Origin of the sequence: Bacteroides sp. 90-K9/2 (assembly GCF_047310725.1) — a bacterium.
In the GTDB taxonomy this organism is placed as follows: Bacteria; Bacteroidota; Bacteroidia; order Bacteroidales; family Bacteroidaceae; genus Bacteroides; species Bacteroides vicugnae.
The window spans coordinates 306,238-325,353 of record NZ_JBCGVL010000003.1; the positions used below are offsets into that span (position 1 = coordinate 306,238).

The 19,116-nt window shown below is 42.7% G+C and carries 16 protein-coding genes; 6 read left to right on the forward strand and 10 right to left on the reverse strand.

Going from position 1 to position 19,116, the window contains the following annotated elements; all coding sequences use genetic code 11:
- Positions 1-4: 4 nt before the first annotated feature.
- The 9 genes from AAHJ11_RS10635 to AAHJ11_RS10675 form a co-directional block, all read right to left on the reverse strand.
- Positions 5-1,258, reverse strand: a complete 1,254-nt coding sequence (locus AAHJ11_RS10635) for an ABC transporter permease (RefSeq protein WP_413579505.1) — start codon at positions 1,256-1,258, stop codon at positions 5-7.
- 34 nt (positions 1,259-1,292) lie between these two features.
- Complete coding sequence (locus AAHJ11_RS10640) at positions 1,293-2,582, reverse strand: ABC transporter permease (RefSeq protein ID WP_148365005.1); 1,290 nt, start codon at positions 2,580-2,582, stop codon at positions 1,293-1,295.
- A 31-nt stretch (positions 2,583-2,613) separates the two neighbouring features.
- Positions 2,614-3,882: an ABC transporter permease gene (locus tag AAHJ11_RS10645; RefSeq protein WP_148364828.1), complete on the reverse strand. Its 1,269-nt coding sequence runs from the start codon at positions 3,880-3,882 to the stop codon at positions 2,614-2,616.
- A 1-nt stretch (position 3,883) separates the two neighbouring features.
- Complete coding sequence (locus AAHJ11_RS10650) at positions 3,884-5,161, reverse strand: ABC transporter permease (protein WP_413579507.1); 1,278 nt, start codon at positions 5,159-5,161, stop codon at positions 3,884-3,886.
- A 56-nt stretch (positions 5,162-5,217) separates the two neighbouring features.
- Complete coding sequence (locus AAHJ11_RS10655) at positions 5,218-5,844, reverse strand: GIN domain-containing protein (protein WP_148364826.1); 627 nt, start codon at positions 5,842-5,844, stop codon at positions 5,218-5,220.
- 67 nt (positions 5,845-5,911) lie between these two features.
- Entirely contained in the window at positions 5,912-6,577 is a 666-nt protein-coding gene (locus AAHJ11_RS10660) for an ABC transporter ATP-binding protein (protein WP_008999908.1), read from the reverse strand.
- Between the two features lie 17 nt (positions 6,578-6,594).
- Positions 6,595-7,842: an efflux RND transporter periplasmic adaptor subunit gene (locus AAHJ11_RS10665; RefSeq protein ID WP_148364825.1), complete on the reverse strand. Its 1,248-nt coding sequence runs from the start codon at positions 7,840-7,842 to the stop codon at positions 6,595-6,597.
- A gap of 181 nt (positions 7,843-8,023) precedes the next feature.
- Complete coding sequence (locus AAHJ11_RS10670; protein ID WP_148364824.1) at positions 8,024-9,400, reverse strand: NAD(P)/FAD-dependent oxidoreductase; 1,377 nt, start codon at positions 9,398-9,400, stop codon at positions 8,024-8,026.
- Between the two features lie 137 nt (positions 9,401-9,537).
- Positions 9,538-10,443 (reverse strand): glucosaminidase domain-containing protein, encoded by a 906-nt coding sequence (locus tag AAHJ11_RS10675; protein WP_148364823.1) that lies wholly within the window; start codon positions 10,441-10,443, stop codon positions 9,538-9,540.
- Positions 10,444-10,553: 110 nt separating this feature from the next.
- Here AAHJ11_RS10675 and cdd point away from each other — a divergent pair, with 110 nt between their 5' ends.
- The 6 genes from cdd (at position 10,554) to nudC (ending at position 16,983) form a co-directional block, all read left to right on the forward strand.
- Positions 10,554-11,036, forward strand: a complete 483-nt coding sequence (cdd, locus tag AAHJ11_RS10680) for a cytidine deaminase (RefSeq protein WP_148364822.1) — start codon at positions 10,554-10,556, stop codon at positions 11,034-11,036.
- Positions 11,037-11,038: 2 nt separating this feature from the next.
- Positions 11,039-11,878: an AraC family transcriptional regulator gene (locus AAHJ11_RS10685; protein WP_004300715.1), complete on the forward strand. Its 840-nt coding sequence runs from the start codon at positions 11,039-11,041 to the stop codon at positions 11,876-11,878.
- A gap of 88 nt (positions 11,879-11,966) precedes the next feature.
- Positions 11,967-12,548 carry a DUF417 family protein gene (locus AAHJ11_RS10690; protein WP_148364821.1) on the forward strand — a complete coding sequence of 194 codons (582 nt, stop codon included), beginning with the start codon at positions 11,967-11,969 and terminating at the stop codon, positions 12,546-12,548.
- Positions 12,549-12,647: 99 nt separating this feature from the next.
- Positions 12,648-14,021 (forward strand): FAD-dependent oxidoreductase, encoded by a 1,374-nt coding sequence (locus AAHJ11_RS10695; RefSeq protein WP_148364820.1) that lies wholly within the window; start codon positions 12,648-12,650, stop codon positions 14,019-14,021.
- A gap of 377 nt (positions 14,022-14,398) precedes the next feature.
- A complete protein-coding gene (locus tag AAHJ11_RS10700) occupies positions 14,399-16,099 on the forward strand; it encodes an ABC-F family ATP-binding cassette domain-containing protein (protein WP_148364819.1) in 1,701 nt (566 codons plus the stop codon).
- A gap of 47 nt (positions 16,100-16,146) precedes the next feature.
- Positions 16,147-16,983, forward strand: coding sequence for an NAD(+) diphosphatase (gene nudC / locus AAHJ11_RS10705; RefSeq protein WP_297284526.1), 837 nt, complete (start codon positions 16,147-16,149; stop codon positions 16,981-16,983).
- A gap of 362 nt (positions 16,984-17,345) precedes the next feature.
- Here the strand turns inward: nudC and AAHJ11_RS10710 are convergent, their stop codons facing one another.
- Complete coding sequence (locus AAHJ11_RS10710; protein ID WP_148364817.1) at positions 17,346-19,091, reverse strand: phospho-sugar mutase; 1,746 nt, start codon at positions 19,089-19,091, stop codon at positions 17,346-17,348.
- Positions 19,092-19,116: the final 25 nt, after the last annotated feature.

Consider the following 19,116-nt stretch of genomic DNA (forward strand, 5'->3'; position numbering starts at 1 on the left):
TTTTTTATTCTTCGCGCAACGCCTCGGCAGGGTGTATGCGAATGGCCTGACGAGCAGGGAACCAAATGCCTATGAGAATCATTAAAGTCATCAAGAAATAGGTAATGGCAAATGTGATAAGAAAACGTACCACTCCCCATTCCAAATACCCTCCCGTCAAATCCAAATAGCCGATATTATAGCATATCACAGCAGCAGGCAAAGCGGCCAGCGTCAACAGTAATAATCCTTCTTTATTCAGCCGTTGCCAAAGCTGCATCCGGCTGGACCCAACTGCTATACGAAGCGCCGACTCAGCACGACGGTGCTGTGTACGAAACCAGAATATGCCGACAATACCCAACAGGATATTAAGCAGTAAGAATCCCATCATCCAGAAACGTACTTGTACCTGATTGTAACTCCCTTGCTGGAAATCATTGCGTATATCTTCGTAATCATGCACTTTCAGGATGAATAGGTTACCGACACTCAACTGACTGGCGGATAATTTCATCAAACGTTCCGGAAAGTCTGTGGAAGTTCCCGGTTTCACCCGCAAACAAACTTCCACATTGGAAGGATAAAACTCATCATCAAGTTCGGCCATTTCTTTTTCTGTAATGGCAACAGCTACATACCGGTCGCTATAATTAGCCCAGAAATCATTGTAACGCACTTTTGCCGATACACCTCCTATCTTGTACACTTCTGTAGAATCATCCACACTTACCAGATTCTTACCCAATAGTGTACGGTCTCCCTTATAATCAGGCCGCCAGAAGTTTTCACCCACTACGACATTACCATTCTTCAAAGCCTGTACCAATGGTTCATATCCACGTCCATCGGCACTCTGATAACGGAATACCTGAAAGAAATCAGGAGTCATCGCACGGTTCAGCGGATTACTAACCAATGTGTCAAGACGTACCATCATGCCGGAATTACTACCAATATAGGGACGTGCATTATTGGATATGGAAACAGCTTCCACCTCCGGCAACCGACGGAGACGATTGGTTAATTCGGTGATATCCTGTCCCAGCGTGGTATTCTTTTGCTCTTTCGAAAGATACGAGTCGCTCTTGTTGTTTTTCAGACTAAGTTCCAGATAGTAAGTATCGGTTATATCAAATCCTACCGGTTCGTAATAGGTACGAGCCGTCACATATGTCCAGTCGACCACATACCACAAGACCACAAAAACAATTAATAGTTCCGACCATAACCATCCGTTTGACCGGCGTTCATTCCATATTTGTTTTAATAGTTGCATTTTCTTTAGAATTAATGAGTTGAATGTGATTGGATTATCTTTCGTTTATGGCGTCAACAATATTGGTGCGGGTTACTTTCCATGCCGGAATAGCCGCACTTAACAGATTGAGCAAGAAGCAGGCAAAGAATGCCAACAGGAATACGACAGGATCGAATAATAAGTCGATGCACATAGTCCGCCAATCTTCCACGCCATTAGATACGAAATCTACAGAGAAAAGCATTCCTCCCAAAAGGAAAGCGGCAACATAACTTAATACCAATCCGAGAATACCTCCGAAGAGAGAATAAAGCATATTTTCGGAAAGCACTTGCATCATAAGTTCACGTCTGGGGGCACCAAAGGCTTTTCGCACGCCTATTTCAGAGATACGCTTACGCATACGCGACAAAGTAAGTCCGGACAAGTTGACAGCAGGAACAAGTAACAGAACAAGCAGCGTCAAGATATATTGCCGGACAGCTTCTTTTACAGCCGGAGGATTATTGGCGGAGTACCGTTGCGCGGCTACAAAATAGGTATCGGGTTGTCCACGATAAAGCAGATCGAAGTTGGGATGCCCAGCCATGAAAATGGCTCTTAGCCGATCCGCCTCCTGGTGAATCGCCGGAAAATCTTCTTTTGATTTGGCCAGAATGTAGACAGCAGTCATTCCCATGATATTTTCATCCCCCCAAGTGGTTGTGAAAGCATTTGTCGAACTTAAAGGAATCCAGACCTGTGCATAAGCGTAATTCGCCAATTTAGACACCGGGTGCACTACTCCACAAATAACATAAGCTGAATGATTCAGAAGAAAGGTTTTTCCAACTACTTCTGATGTTCCGAACAAGCGGCGTGCCATGTCTTCGGAGATTACGGCTTTTGCCGCACCCGCATCAAAATCGGCATTATCATACGGTTTACCGGATATAAAATCAAACTCGAACACTTTCCAGAAAGCATCGTCTGTTTGCAACACACTACAACTCTCCATTTCGCCTGCCGGTTTGGCTGCCAACATTGTTTCCCGAAAAAAACTAGTGATGGAAACCGCTTCGGGAGTTTTCATTTCTTTGAAACAGGCTTTCGCTGTATTGTATCCGATAGGACCGTTACTCTGCCAGTTCACATTGGATTTGTTCTGAAGTCCGGCATACCGGAAAATGAGCATCCGGTCACGATGGGTCTCCGGTGCAAAAGGAGCGATTGTTGCACGTAAAGTGATGACAATTACCATAATCATAGCAATAGCCAAAGCTGTACCTATAATAGAAATAGAAGAAAGCAGTTTATTTTCCCTCAACAGATGGAACGCTTGTTTAAAGTAGAGTTTTATCATTATCATTTCAGTATAAAGTTCAGTATATTTCTTACTCATCTCTTAGTGCTTCGGCCGGTTGCACTTTCATTGATTGCAGAGCCGGATACGACACGCCAAGAATAATCATTATTGCCATCAAGAGAGATGTCAGTAAAATGGCTATCAGGAAACGGGATACTGTAAATGCCATTTGTGATATATCTACCAGCTCACTATATCCAATGTTGAATGCAATCAATACGGCAGGAAGAGCCGACATGCTTAACAGTAACAAACCTTCCGTAATCAAACGATAGAATATGTTTTTCCGGTTAGCTCCCATCGCCATGTGTAAAGCGACTTCTCCCCGGCGTTGCTGAGTACGGAACCAGAAAGTACCGATCACTCCCAGAAAGATATTCAACAACAGGAAAAAGAGAATACAGAACTGGGTGCGCAATTCATTATCATTGTCTATCTCACTGGCGGTCCGGACTTTGCTTAATGGGGTGACATCAAGTATATAAATATTCCCTACTTGATAGATACGGTCGGCATCATTCATAAGACGTTCTACAAACCCATTGTCTACGCCTTCTCGAACACGCAGACTCAACTCAAGATAGGCTACATTTTCGACCGTTTCCATTTGTTCGTCAGAAAGATAAGTGCCGATATAGGTCCCGGTAAAAGGTTTTCCGGCAATATTATAATGATCGTAGCGAACAGGCTCCGTTAAAGCTGCAATACGAAGGTTGGTATCACTCGTGCGAACTTCTTTAGCCAAAAGGTCTCTTCCATGGAAAGTGGCATCCGGATAATAGTCTGCAACATCGACAGGAACGATTATCGTATTTTTCTCCAGAGCTTTCACCAGACTTTCATAACCGGAACCATCGATATTCCGAAAACGGAACACTTTATAATATTCAGGAGTTGCCCAACGATCCATCGTACTTATCCAAACCGTGTCATTATCCGGGAAGCGGAAACTCGCTCCACTGCACCCTTCATTATATGGAATACTGTTTTGAGAGATACAGACAGATTCGACCTCCGGATGACGGGACAAACGTCCGGCTATTTCCCTTAAAGCAGCCATATCATCTTTAACAGTCAGCTCCGGATTGAAATCGGTAGATTTATCGGTAAGACGATTCATGCGTAATACATACGTATTTTCTATATTAAAGCCCATTGGCTGATAATAAATATGCAAAGTGACATAAACCAGATCAACGATATACCACAAAACGACAAACACCAACAATAGCTCAATCCATAGAAAAGCATTGCTCCGGCGCTCATTATATATTTGTTTCAATAACTGTTTCATCATTTTATCTTTGGTTTATTGCATCTACAATGTTCATTCTCGATACTCTCCAGGCCGGAATACCGGCACTCAACAGGTTTAATAACAGACAGAAACAGAATGCTACAAGGAATATCAGCGGACTGAATAGCATATCAGTGGAAAGAGAAGTTTCCCCGGCAAGACCTGCATTCTCACTGTTACCGAAAAGGAATGAGTTTAACAGAAAAGTAGCTGAATAGCTCAATATCAGCCCCAGTACTCCTGCAAGCAGTGTCAATATCAGATTCTCCCAGAATACCTGTCGCAACAGTTCGTTGGCAGTAGCACCGAATGCTTTCCGGACACCGATTTCTGTCATACGTTTTCGCATATGGGATAAAGTCATGCTACTTAAGTTGATAGCCGGAACCAAAAGTAGAATTACAATGATAAGAACGAATCGCCTGACAATGTGTTTCATATCCAGGTCTGTCCCCCAATGACGATAAAGGTAAGCAAATTGAGTATCCGGCTGACCACGATAAACCAATTCCATATCCTTCAACTTACTATTGTAGACTTGACGGTATTTTTCTACTTCAGCACGGATAGCCGGGAAATCGTCGGACGAACGTGCAAGGATGACCGCCCGCATAGGCCCCATCAGATTTTCTCTCCACGAGAAAGAAGCCAAATCTGTCGAAGTATAGGGAATCCAGACTTGTGCATAAGAAGCTGTCGCCAACTTTGATACGTCTTTCACTACTCCTGTAATGGCATAATCGGCTTTGTTTAATTGGATGGTACGTCCTGCCACGTCAGTTGTACCGAACAGACGACGTGCCACACTGGCAGAAACGACAGCCTTGGACAGCCCACTCTCAAAATCGGCTTTCGTGTATGGTTTGCCACACAAGAATTCAAAGCTAAAGACTTGCCAGAACGCTTCATCCGTCTCCATTTCATCTACACTCATCCTGCCTCCTCCGGGAAGAGAAGCGCGCATCTTATTATTAACGGAAGTAATGGTAATCGCTTCAGGTATTGTCAATGTCTTAAAGCATTCACGGGCAGTCGTGACAGACATCTGACTGCTGGCAGCATTATTGTGTTGCTCTTTATGCCGGGATGTCATTGCCTTGACATACAATGATCGTGAACGGTTAACCTCCGGCACGCAGTCTTTTATCCGTATCTGCAATGTCAGCACGATCACCATTATCATGCAAATAGCCAAAGCTGTACCTACCATACAGACAATACTAATAAGCCGGTTCTCCTTCAACTGGTAAAGAGCTTGCTTTATGTATTGCTTCCACATCTTCTTATTCTTTTTTTGATTTGATTTTACAGGAGTTCACAGAAGAATGTTCTACATTAGAAATTCCAACCTTTCTTTGTTACGTCTTTACATTTCAGGTTTTTGGAATTGATTTTGCCAACGCCATCCCGTTTAAAGAAAGCTGCATCCGCTTTACCGGACACGGTGATATTTCCTACTCCATCCACTTTGGCCTTGATAGTGGTGCAATCAACATTCAGCTTCATATTGCCTACTCCGTCAACATCAAGTTTCAATTCATCGCAATAAAGACTTTTCACGTTGCAGTTACCTACTCCATCAAGTTCGAAAGCTATATTTTTAAGTTTTAGTTCTTCTTTTGCATCGAAGTTTCCTACTCCGTCTATTTTCACTTTGCTCAAATCGGGAGCAGTGATATAGAAAGTCAGATTCTTGACATTCTTGGCATTTTTATCTTTATAAGAGATAACCAGAGTTCCATTTTTCACTGTTACCTTTGTCTTCTCTACAAATTCAGAAGGACCTTCCAGACGGCAGGCACATCCTGACGATTGAGTAAAAATAATATTCCCGACAGATTGCAGGTTTATGGCAGAAAACTCGTCCACATTATAATCTTTACTCACATTTTGTGCCGATAGTGAACAAAAAGCAACACTTAACAGGGCAGCTATTGCAACGATAAAAATATTCTTTGTCATGATGATTTTTAATTTAGAGATACATTAATCTATTTTTCTATTTAGTTCTAATTGTAAGAGGCCATTTCTATTGCACCTGGCGTCCATCGAAGAAACGAATAGTGCGTGAAGTCTGCTTCGCCTGTTCTTCATTATGGGTGACCATCACGATGGTGCGTCCGTCTTCCTTATTCAACCGGTGAAGCAGTTCCATTACTTCAGCTCCCATCTTTGAATCCAGATTACCAGTCGGCTCATCGGCAAGGATTATTTCGGGATTACCGATAATAGCACGGGCAATGGCTACACGCTGGCATTGCCCACCGGAAAGTTGTGTAGGAAAATGATTCATGCGATGGCTCAATCCAACCTTCTCTAATACTTCTTGTGCCAACCGTTTTCGTTCACTGCCAGCCATACGTCGATAAAGCAAAGGAAGTTCTACATTATCCATCACGTTCAACGAATTAATCAAGTGAAAAGACTGAAATACAAAACCGAGCGTTTTATTACGAAAAACCGCCAGTTCCTTGTCTTTCATTCCTTCAGTACGTATTCCGTTGATTTCCACCATCCCCATTGTAGGTGCATCAAGCAACCCCATAATGTTCAGTAAGGTGGATTTTCCACATCCGGAAGGTCCCATTATACTTAGAAATTCTCCACGTTCTACCGTCAGATTCACATTCTCCAATGCTACCGTTTCAATCTCGTCCGTACGATAAATCTTAGAAAGAGAGTTCAATGTTATCATAACTTCTAGTATTTAGTTTATTTAATTTTCAACTTATTCTTGTTCTTATAAGCACTCATATCGCTTACCACTACCTTATCACCCGGCTGCAATCCGCTCAACACTTCTACATATTCAAAATTAGAATCGCCTAACTGTATTTTACGTTTTACCAGTTCATTATCAGAATTACAAACAAAAAGTTCATATTCACCGCGTCCTACATAGAAAGAGCCATTAGCTACACGCATCACATCTTCCTTCACTGCATTCATCACATAAACATCTGTCTTCAATCCGGAACGCAAGCGACGGTGATTGTCCTCTTTCAACTGAACGGTAAATGATATCACACCATTCTTGGATAGCGGTGTAACACTACTAACTATTCCTTCCAGTTTGTCGCTTCCTATCTTTACAATTGCTTTTCCTCCGGCTGCTACACGGTCACCGTACGTATCTGCAATCTCACCTTCCACTTTAAAATGACTCAAATCAGAAATGATAGCCACCTGTCCGCCTTCGGAAATCTGTGCACCGATCTGGTTATTAATATAGGTAAGAATAGCTTTACGCGGGGAACGGATTTGTGCATCATCCAACGTACGTTTCTTTTCGGAAAGACTCTTGCGGAAGATATTAAAGTCAAGCTCCTGAACCTTCAGTTCGGCAGCAGCTACTTCCTTCTCATTTTTATATTGTTGCTGAAGTTGTTCGTACTCTAATTGAGCTACATTATAGCTCAATTCAGCTTGACGTACTTTGTCTGTTGTTCCTGCACCGAGACTGTCCAGATAGTGTTCATTTCTCAACTCCACTTTCATCCGGCTCAATTTCATTGCCGAAACTTTTATCTGCATTGCCATATCGGAAAGTTTCGTCTGATTATTGACGCGAAGCTGATCGAGCTTATACTGACGCATCTGTTCCTCGTCCAGCAACTTTTTATATTCAATTTCCGTACTCTGAAGGTCCAGTTTCAGAATCGGAGTACCTACGTCTACGCTATCTCCCCCTTTTTTATAGACTTCAATAATACGACTGTTGATCGGAGAATTGATAATTTCCTCAAAGGCAGGGACAACCTTACCGGAAGCACTGACACTTACCTCGATCACTCCTTTATCGACTGTGGAAAAGACAAGATCCTTTGCTTCCACTCCTGCCCTTAGTACAGATATAAGTACACCGATGGCAATCATACTTGCCACTCCAATGGATGAATAACGAATTATCTTCTTATTACGTTCTTTTTGACGTACTTCTTTAGGAATTTCTCTGTCCATATCTGATCATTTACTATTTTATGATGTATCAATTCGGTACTTTATATACCAAATCTGTGCCAAAACCGTAAATGATTGATAAATAGAAGATAACAAAAAACAAAGGGTGTCCGATATCGGACACCCTGTACGAATTTACCGTTCAGAATAAAATCTATCATCCTGCCGACAGGAGGTCTGTCTACTTGGATGATGATGTAATAGAGGGGTTCTTTTCCTCTTGTACTTGTTCTTTTCCCCAATGCGTAGTCTCTTCCAGCTTTTCACGATCACGAATCTCTTTTGCTTTACGGGCGTAGACAATCATACGCATAGACTGATCGTAAGTGAAATAATTCCATACCCAATTCAAGAGTACAATAACCTTATTACGTACCCCAAGAATAGAGCGCAGATGAACAACCAGCCACATCACCCAGGCAAACCATCCCTGCATTTTTACTTTACTAAACTCTGCCACGGCACGATTACGTCCTACAGTCGCCATCGACCCTAGATTACGATAATGGAAAGGTTTCATTTCCCGTCCTTTCTCCATACGAATCAGATTCTTTGCCAGCAGTTCTCCTTGCTGAATAGCGACTTGCGCCAATTGAGGATGTCCGTTCGGATAATCTTCATCAGCAACCTGAATACATTGGTCACCAATAGCAAACACATTGCTCATTCCCTCCACACGGTTGAACGAATCAACTTTAATACGTCCGCCACGTCCTATCAACGAAGGATCCATGTTGCCGATAGTCACTCCGGTAACACCACTTACCCAAATAAAAGTGCGCGTAGCAATCTCCGTACCATCTTCGAGTACCACTTTATGGTCACGATAGTCCACAACACGTTTATTCAACAGGATATTTACCCCCATTTCACGGAGAAACTGTTCGGCATGAGCGGAAGATTCTTCCGACATTCCGGCAAGCAGTCGCGGCCCGGCCTCAATCAGATATATATGCATCAAGCTACTCGGCATATCAGGATAATCTTTTGGCAGGACAAATTTCTTCATTTCGGAAAGTATTCCGGCTACCTCTATTCCGGTTGCTCCACCTCCTACAATAACGATATTCATCAACTCTTGTTGCTCCTGTTTGGTTGAGCAAGTTAAGGCACGTTCCAGATTCGCAAGAAGAGCATTTCTCAACCCCATTGCTTCCGAAACGTTTTTCATCGGCATGGCTTCTTCTTCAATATGTTTATTACCGAAAAAGTTGGTTGTAGTTCCTGCAGCCAACACCAGATAATCATATTCTGCTTTTCCGATGGAAGTCTGTATCATATTCTTTTCCGGGAAAATGGCACGTACTTCTGCCATACGGAAATAGAAATCTTTCCGGCGCTGGAATATTTTACGAAAAGGGAAAGATATGGAAGTTGGTTCCATACCGGCCGAAGCCACCTGATAAATCAAAGGGGGAAACTGATGATAGTTGTTCTTATCTATCAATACAACTTGGAAGCCTGACTTTTTCAGCTTGTTAGCCAATTTCAAGCCACCGAAACCACCGCCTACTATAACGACACGTTTCTTATTATTTTTTGCAATGTTAAGACTCATATTACAATCATGTTTTATCAAGAATAATAACACATGAATGAACCATTAAGTTTTCGAAATGCAAAACTTTTACGAAGAAAGAAAAAAAGCCGGATTTATTCATCGGTGGCGAACAAAAAACCACTCTATATGTGTCCCTACCGCAGGCGCAATCTATCTCCGATTTCAGGAACATATTCGCCGTCCTTACGATTCATCTTATAAAGATTTTTGAGGCGGATACCATATTTTTGAGAGATACCATGCATAGAATCTCCATCTTTCACAATGTATACGGTATAAGGTTTGGAAGCCTTTTTCTTCTTGCTCTTCAGATAGATGATATCTCCCTCTACTAACGTATAATCGCGCTGCAGATCGTTATACTTCACCAGTTTCTTCCAACTAATGTCAAATTCGTTACCTAAATCTTTAAAGGTATCACCGTTGCGGGCTACAACATAGGCTATATCATTAGCAATATATACCTGATGCGGACTCATCAACCAAGGATTCTTTCTCAGTTTCCGTTCCGAGTATACACCTTTACGGTCATATTTATACAGATCATAATCTTCGATAATCGTAATCAGACGGTTAGCATAGGACGGATCTGTAGCGTATCCAGCTTTTTTCAGTCCACGGGCCCATCCTTTATAGTCTGTGATATCCAGTTTGAAAAGAAAGGCATAACGGGCACCTCTTCTAAGGAAGTCAGAATGATCTTCGTAAGAATCACGAGGATGGCTATAGGCACGGAAACATTCGTTGCGTGCATCATCATCGTGACGAACGGTACGCCCCCGCCAACTACTTCCACACTTAATACCAAAATGATTGTTGCTCTTTCGTGCCAACTGACTGTATCCGGCACCGCTTTCCAGCAATCCCTGCGCCAACGTGATACTGGCCGGAATTTTATGAAGCTTCATCTGTTCAACAGCCAGATCACTATACTTATTTATATATTCGATGTAACGGGCATTCCGTTTCTGTGCCTGCACTCCTACGGCAAAGAAGAAAACAACAGTTAAAAAGATAAGTCTATACAGTTTATTCTCCATTTTAGTTCAGATGTGGATTAGATGGCACAAAAATCCGAAAAATAATTGGGATTATCAATCTCTTTCCTAACTTTGTAACATTAATTGTAGAAACCAATACCCTGACGTATATGAGAGACCTCACAATTACCGCTATTATTAAAGTATATCAATATGATGAGTTGAATGAGGCCGATCGGGCACTTATGCAGACTGCCATGGAGGCAACAGCTCGTAGTTATTCTCCGTATTCCCATTTCTCCGTAGGTGCCGCTGCGCTATTGGGCAACGGAACTGTTGTGACAGGAACCAATCAGGAGAATGCCGCCTATCCATCGGGACTTTGTGCGGAACGCACTACCTTATTCTATGCCAATTCCCAATATCCCGACCAGCCGGTTGTCACTCTTGCCATTGCGGCACGAACGGAAAAAGATTTCATCGACCAACCGATTCCCCCCTGCGGCGCTTGCCGGCAAGTGATTCTGGAAACGGAAAAGCGTTACAAACAACCCATCCGTATCCTATTGTATGGCAAAGAATGTATCTACGAAGTAAAAAGTATAAGCGACCTACTACCGCTATCATTTGACGCATCAGCAATGGAGGACTAACTATGTTACAACAATATCACACGAAACTAAAAGGGACACTCGCACTTACAGACTCTTATCTGACAGAAAAAGCACTGCAAAAAGAAAAGGGGCTTTATAAATTTATATGGGTACGCAGCGGAAGCATCACAGTAGAAATCGACCATCAGGAAATGATGCTTACCAAAGATGAAGTGATTTCACTCACTCATCTGCAACACCTCGAATTTAAATCGATTGACGGTGAATATCTGACTTTGCTGTTCAACAGTAACTTCTATTGCATCTATGGCAACGACCATGAAGTGTCGTGCAGCGGTTTCCTGTTCAACGGTTCTTCTCACCTGATCCGTTTTACCCTGAATGAAAAAGAACGCAAAGAGCTCGACACCATTACCGAAGCACTGGAAAACGAATTTACCGTTTCCGACAGCCTGCAGGAAGAGATGCTACGCATTCTGCTGAAACGCTTCATCATTCAATGTACCCGCATTGCACGTCATCGCATGAATATCACCCGTGAAAAAGAATCCGGTTTCGAGATTGTCCGCCAATACTATAACTTGGTTGACGAGCATTACCGGACGAAGAAGCAAGTACAGGATTATGCCGATATGCTGCACAAATCTCCCAAGACACTATCGAACATCTTTTCAACCTGCAAACTACCATCACCGCTCCGGGTAATCCACGAACGGGTGGAAGCGGAAGCCAAACGCCTTTTGCTTTACAGCAACAAAAGTGCCAAAGAAATTGCCGATATTCTGGGATTTGAAGACCAGGCTTCTTTCAGCCGTTTCTTCAAAAATATGACCGGACAGAGCGCCGTACAATTCAGAAATACACAGGAAGGGAAAAATTGATAAGGCATACGGAAGTATTGCTATTTGAGGAGTATGGGGAATGAACGATCTTTGCAACGTTAGATAAACTCATTAAAACCCCAACAAAATGAAAGAGAAATTTATCGCTTTACTGACCTTCACTTCAAGTCTAAAAGGTTTCGGTATCCAATTTATCCGCGTGGCCATCTTGGTAGTATTTGTATGGATAGGCGGATTGAAGTATTTCCATTATGAAGCCGACGGGATTGTTCCGTTCGTAGCCAACAGCCCTTTCATGAGCTTCTTCTATGCTAAAGATGCGCCTGAATACAAAGAACATAAAAATGCGGAAGGCGCTTTCGTCCCGGAGAATCGTGCATGGCACGAAGCAAACCGTACTTATACTTTCTCCTACGGACTGGGAGCTCTTATTATGAGCATCGGCATACTGGTATTCCTAGGCATCTTTTTCCCGAAAGTGGGACTGGCAGGTGACGCTCTTGCTATTATCATGACGCTGGGAACACTTTCTTTTCTCGCCACCACCCCGGAAGTCTGGGTTCCCGATCTGGGAAGCGGAGAATTCGGCTTCCCATTACTATCCGGCGCAGGGCGATTGGTGATTAAAGACATTGTGATTTTAGCCAGTGCCGTAGTGTTATTATCCGACTCGTCACAACGCGTACTCAAAACACTTAAAAAGAGCTAATCCCCTTTTGCAGAAAGTGCTAACTTCTTGAGATTACGGAACAAATCGTATTTTCAGACTGTTATATAGTCTCATACGAATCGTTAATAAAAAGAAGTTATGAAACAATATGATGCAATAATAATAGGATTCGGCAAGGCAGGAAAGACCCTGGCTGCCGAACTTTCCAACCGCGGATGGCAAGTTGCCATCGTGGAACGTTCCAACATGATGTATGGAGGAACCTGTCCGAACATAGCCTGTATTCCAACCAAAATGCTGGTGCATGAAGCCGAGGTTTCCGCCTTGCTCTACTATGACGATTTTCCCAAACAGGCGAATATGTACAAACAAGCCATCGGCCGGAAGAACCGTCTCACCTCTTTTCTTAGAAATGATAATTACGAAAGACTAAACAAGCGTCCCAATGTAACTATTTACACCGGAACGGGCTCTTTCGTATCTTCCAATACCATAAAAGTAGCGCTTCCGGAAGGGGACATCGAACTGCAAGGTAAAGAGATATTTATCAATACTGGCTCTACTCCTATCATTCCGGCAATAGACGGTATTCAGCACAGCCAGCATGTATATACCAGTAGTACGCTTCTGGATTTAAACGTCCTTCCCCATCACTTGATTATCATAGGCGGAGGATATATCGGACTGGAATTTGCTTCTATGTATGCCGGATTCGGTAGCAAAGTGACGATACTCGAAGGAGGAAACAAATTTATGCCTCGTGAAGATCGGGACATTGCAAACAGCGTCAAAGAAGTTATGGATAAAAAAGGTATTGAAATCCACCTGAACACCCGCGCACAGTCCGTCCATGATACCAGTGACGGAGTGACACTGACTTACTCGGACGTATCCGACGGTACTCCTTATTATGTGGACGGAGATGCCATTCTCATCGCAACGGGACGTAAACCGATGATTGAAGGATTAAATTTGCAAGCAGCAGGCGTAGGAGTCGATGCGCACGGAGCTATTATAGTAAACGATCAGTTGCGTACCACTGTTCCTCATATATGGGCAATGGGAGATGTGAAAGGCGGGTCGCAATTTACTTATGTCTCACTGGATGATTTCCGGATTATCCGTGACCAGCTCTTCGGTGATAAGAAACGTGATATCGGAGACCGTGATCCAGTTCAGTATGCAGTATTTATTGATCCACCGTTGGCACATATCGGAATCAGTGAAGAAGAGGCGTTAAAAAGGGGATACTCATTTAAGGTTTCCCGGCTACCGGCTACTTCCATCGTCCGCACCCGTACACTACAGCAGACAGATGGTATGTTAAAAGCCATCATCAATAATCATAACGGGAAAATTATGGGCTGCACACTATTTTGTGCCGATGCTTCGGAAATCATCAATACCGTAGCTATGGCTATGAAAACGGGACAACCGTCTACATTCTTACGTGATTTTATCTTCACACATCCCAGTATGAGTGAGGGATTAAATCAACTATTTGATGTATAAGAATAAGGCAGAATATAAATCACTCCTAAAATACAGCCTCTGAATAAGACAAACAGAGGCTGTATTTGGAGTAATCAGAGGCTCTGAATGAGGCAAACAGAGCCTCTAAATAAATGAATCTTATTCTTTTTCCACCTCAACAGAGTGAAATCCAACAGAAAGTGTTATCTTTGCAACCAAGTTAAACTATATACCTACCGCAATGAGAATTAGTAAGTAAGACAACACTTCTAAGTAAACATCACTTTTCTTATATGCTTTTTCTATTTTGTTAAGCATCACGAAATCCGTGTTGTTTAGCCAGTATTGTGTTTGTCGTTCCCCTATCCTGTGATTTTCCTTCACGCTATTTCCAACCTCAAACCCAATAGATCATTATGTCTATAAGTATTCAACAAATCAGCTATATCCATCCGGATAAAGAAGTATTATTCAGTGATCTCAATTTCGCCATCAGCAAAGGCCAAAAACTGGGATTAGTCGGTAACAATGGCTGCGGCAAATCTACTTTGCTGCAAATTATTGCCGGTCAACTTTCACCCTCTTCCGGTGTCATTGTCCGCCCGGATGAGCTATATTATATCCCGCAACATTTCGGGCAATATGATTCATTAACCATCGCCCAGGCACTCCGGATAGAGCGTAAGCAACAAGCCCTACATGCTATCCTGTCAGGAGATGCCTCAAACGAAAACTTCGTCGTCCTGGATGATGACTGGAATATTGAAGAACGTTCCATTGCCACTCTCGATTTATGGGGGCTAGGACAGTTTACTCTATCTTACCCGATGAATTTGCTTAGCGGAGGTGAAAAGACCCGTGTATTTCTGGCAGGTATGGACATCCATCACCCACCTGTCATACTTATGGATGAACCGACCAATCACCTCGATTCTTCCGGCAGACAACATTTATACGACTGGGTAGAGAAATGCCGCTCCACACTGTTAGTTGTAAGTCATGACCGCACTCTGCTTAATCTTCTCCCCGAAATATGCGAACTGGAAAAGCATCAAATCAATTACTATGGAGGAAATTATGAATTCTATAAAGAACAAAAAACGCTGATGCAGGAAGCATTGCAGCAACGTATCGAAGAAAAAGAGAAGGCACTGCGCATTGCCCACAAAGTGGCACGCGAAACGGCCGAACGCAGGGACAAACAAAATGTGCGTGGAGAAAAAAATCATATTAAAAAGGGAGTTCCTCGTATTGTGCTCAATGCGCTTCAAGGAAAATCAGAAAAGAGTACCAGCAAACTTAACAGCACCCATCAGGAGAAAGCCGAGAAGTTAAGAGACGAACGCAACCAGCTTCGAAGTTCGCTCTCCCCAACCGCTACATTAAAAACCGATTTTAATAGTTCCTCGCTCCACACCGGAAAGATATTGGTGACAGCAAAAGAGGTTAACTTCGGTTATCATCCCAATTCAATCAACAGTCATATTCAGATGAATAATGAAGCAAATCTTGCTGATACAGGTAATCATCCCAGTCCGGACAGTAATGATATTCAGGACAATAGCGATTTCAAACAGCAACTCTGGCAAACCCCTATCAGCTTCCAACTAAAGAGTGGAGACCGCCTCCGTATAGAAGGGGCCAACGGCAGTGGGAAAACAACTCTTTTGAAGCTAATCACCGGACAGTTCCAGCCACAGGAAGGAAACCTGACGCGAATGGAATTTACCTATGTTTATCTGAATCAGGAATATTCTATCATCGACAACCGGAACAGTATTCTGGAACAGGCTTACGCTTTCAATAACCGGAACCTGCCGGAGCATGAAATAAAGACCATTCTGAACCGTTATTTATTCCCTGCTTCCGAATGGGATAAATCCTGCCGGAAACTTAGCGGCGGTGAGAAAATGCGTCTTGCTTTCTGCTGCCTGATGATTAGCAATAATACTCCCGATATGTTTATTCTGGATGAACCGACCAACAATCTGGATATACAGAGTATTGAAATCATTACTGCTACCATCAAGAACTATACGGGTACTGTAATTGTAATCTCACACGACGATTATTTCATTCAGGAAATCGGTATCGAGCAACGTATTTTATTAAGCTAGTCTATTGATATTTTATCCGGGAAGTCTACATATCAACCTAGTTTTTTATAACTTCGCAGCGCAAAGAAAAGAATTGGAATAAAATGGATCAGACAGCACAATCATGGTGGTTTATCTTTTATAAAGATCAACTGCTTCTTGAGAAAAAAGGGGATGGTAAGTATGCCGTCCCATATGGAGAAAGTTCTCCTATCATTATGAAAGAAAAAACAACAGTACATAATATCACCACATTGGAAGGTAGAAACTGCAAAGCTTTCTCCCTCTCCTCTCCCATTGAAGAATCGGAGCAATGGACAATGATAGGACTTCGCGCCTCTTATGAATATCTCCCTTTGTCTCATTATCAGACTGCAGGAAAAGCGCATGAGATTCTGCATTGGGATAGAAACAGCCGCTTCTGTTCCGCCTGCGGCACGCTGATGGAACAGAAAGAATCTATTATGAAACGTTGCCCGAAATGCGGTCGGGAAGTATATCCTTCCATATCCACAGCGATTCTGGTATTAGTGAGAAAAAAAGACTCACTACTCTTAGTGCATGCCCGCAATTTTAAAGGAACATTCAATAGCCTCGTTGCCGGATTCCTGGAAACCGGAGAAACATTAGAAGAATGTGTAGCACGTGAAGTGAAAGAAGAAACCGGACTGGAGGTAAAGAATATCACTTATTTCGGCAACCAGCCCTGGCCTTATCCCAGCGGTCTAATGGTCGGATTTATTGCGGATTATGCCGGAGGGGAAATCACACTCCAAGATGAAGAATTGAGTTCGGGAGACTTTTACACAAGAGATAATCTACCCGAACTTCCCAGAAAACTTAGCCTTGCACGAAAGATGATCGATTGGTGGATTGAACATCCAAATGAAGATATACTAAACTAATAGCGAGTAGAAAAGCAGGCTACGAAATACACACAACTACAAACGAACAACTTACGAATATGAAACTGAACGTATCACTCTAAAGCATCAACAAAACATGTGTATATCCGCAGCCTGCCTGTTGAAATTGAGATGATGCCAATACAACAAGATTCTCGCAAGAAGGATTAGCAAGTGAGCTTAAAGAATGCAAAGGAAATGAAAGAACTGTGCCAAATGAGGGAAAATGCCCCAAAATAGGCAGAATCAGGGCTATGTACAGAGAAAAAGAAGCGCCTCCACAATCTTCAAAAGACGATGGAGGCGCTATTTTAATCTTTATCTTTTTATGATCTATGTCTGCAATTTCAGAAGAGACAAAATCAGATACCCAATGATTTCTTCACTGCTTCAATCTTTTCCATGGCGGCAGACTCGGCAGAAGCATAACAGTTGCGGCATCCCATTTCACCCTGAACTTCCATATAGAACTTAATCTTCGGTTCTGTACCTGAAGGACGAACGGAAACTTTGCTACCGTCTTCTGTGAAATATTGAAGAACGTTAGAGGGTTCCGGCATATCAATTACAGTTACGTTACCTTTATCGTCTGTCTGTTTCAGAGTCTTATAATCTTTGCTCAAAATCACTTTAGAGCCACCCAATTCTTTCGGAGGATTAGCACGGAAGTTTTCCATCATCGCTTTGATTTCTTCAGCACCGCTCTTACCCGGTTTCACTACGTTTACAGTAAACTCTTTAGAGAATCCATATTCTACGTAGATATCAAGCAACAACTGATACAAAGATTTGCCATTATCTTTTGCCCATGCAGCAACTTCAGCAATCAGACAGCAAGCGGATACAGCATCTTTATCGCGCACGAAGTCTTCAGCAAGGAATCCGTAGCTTTCTTCACCACCACCGATATATTTCTGTTTACCTTCACGCAGACGGATTTCACGGGCAATCCACTTAAATCCGGTGTAGCAGTCAAGCATTTCGATGTTGTTCTTATCAGCGATTTTCTTGATAAGTTCGGTAGTAACGATTGTCTTCACACAGAACTCGCCCCCTTTAATCTTACCCAGTTGTTTGTACTGTGTCAGAATATAATAAAGGTACATCATACAAGTCTGGTTACCATTAATCAGTACCCATTCGCCCTTGTCATCCTTACAAGCGATACCCACACGGTCGGCATCCGGATCGGAAGCCATAACGAGGTCAGCATCAATTTCTTTGGCAAGGTTTACAGCCATGGAAAGAGCTTCCGCATTTTCCGGGTTCGGAGATACGACAGTCGGGAAATTACCATCCTTAATCATCTGTTCGGGCACAGTAAATACGTTTTCGAATCCCCACATCTTCAATGCACGCGGAATCAACATCATACCTGTACCGTGAATCGGAGTATAGACAATCTTCATATCTTTGTGACGGGCGATAGCTGCCGGATCAATAGAAACTGTTTTCACCATATCCAGATAAATCTTATCAATGTCCTCACCGATAATCTGAATCAAATCAGGATTTCCCTGGAATTTAATGTCAGCAGCAGAAGCAATGGCGTTCACTTCGTCAATGATACCTTTATCATGCGGGGCCAACACTTGTGCACCGTCATCCCAATATGCCTTGTAACCGTTGTATTCTTTCGGATTGTGAGAAGCAGTCAGAATGATACCGCTCTGGCAACCGAGGTGACGGATAGCAAAAGACATTTCCGGAGTCGGACGCATATCATCAAACAGATATACTTTAATGCCGTTGGCAGAGAAAATATTAGCGGAAGTCTCTGCAAACAAACGGCTGTTGTTACGGCAGTCGTGACCTACTACTACAGAAATCTGCGGCAGCTCCTTGAAGTTCTTCTTCAGATAGTTGGAAAGTCCTTGAGTGGCAGCACCTACCGTATAGATATTCATACGATTACTACCAACTCCCATGATACCACGCAGACCACCAGTACCAAATTCAAGGTCTTTGTAGAAAGCTTCAATAAGTTCGGTTTTATCATCGTTTTCCAACATGCGTTTCACTTCAGCTTGGGTTTCAGCATCATAAGCCGGGGTCAGCCATTTTTCGGCTTTTTCAGTGACCTGTTTAATAAGTTCCTGATTTTCCATTTCGATTGTTATTTATTGGTTAATG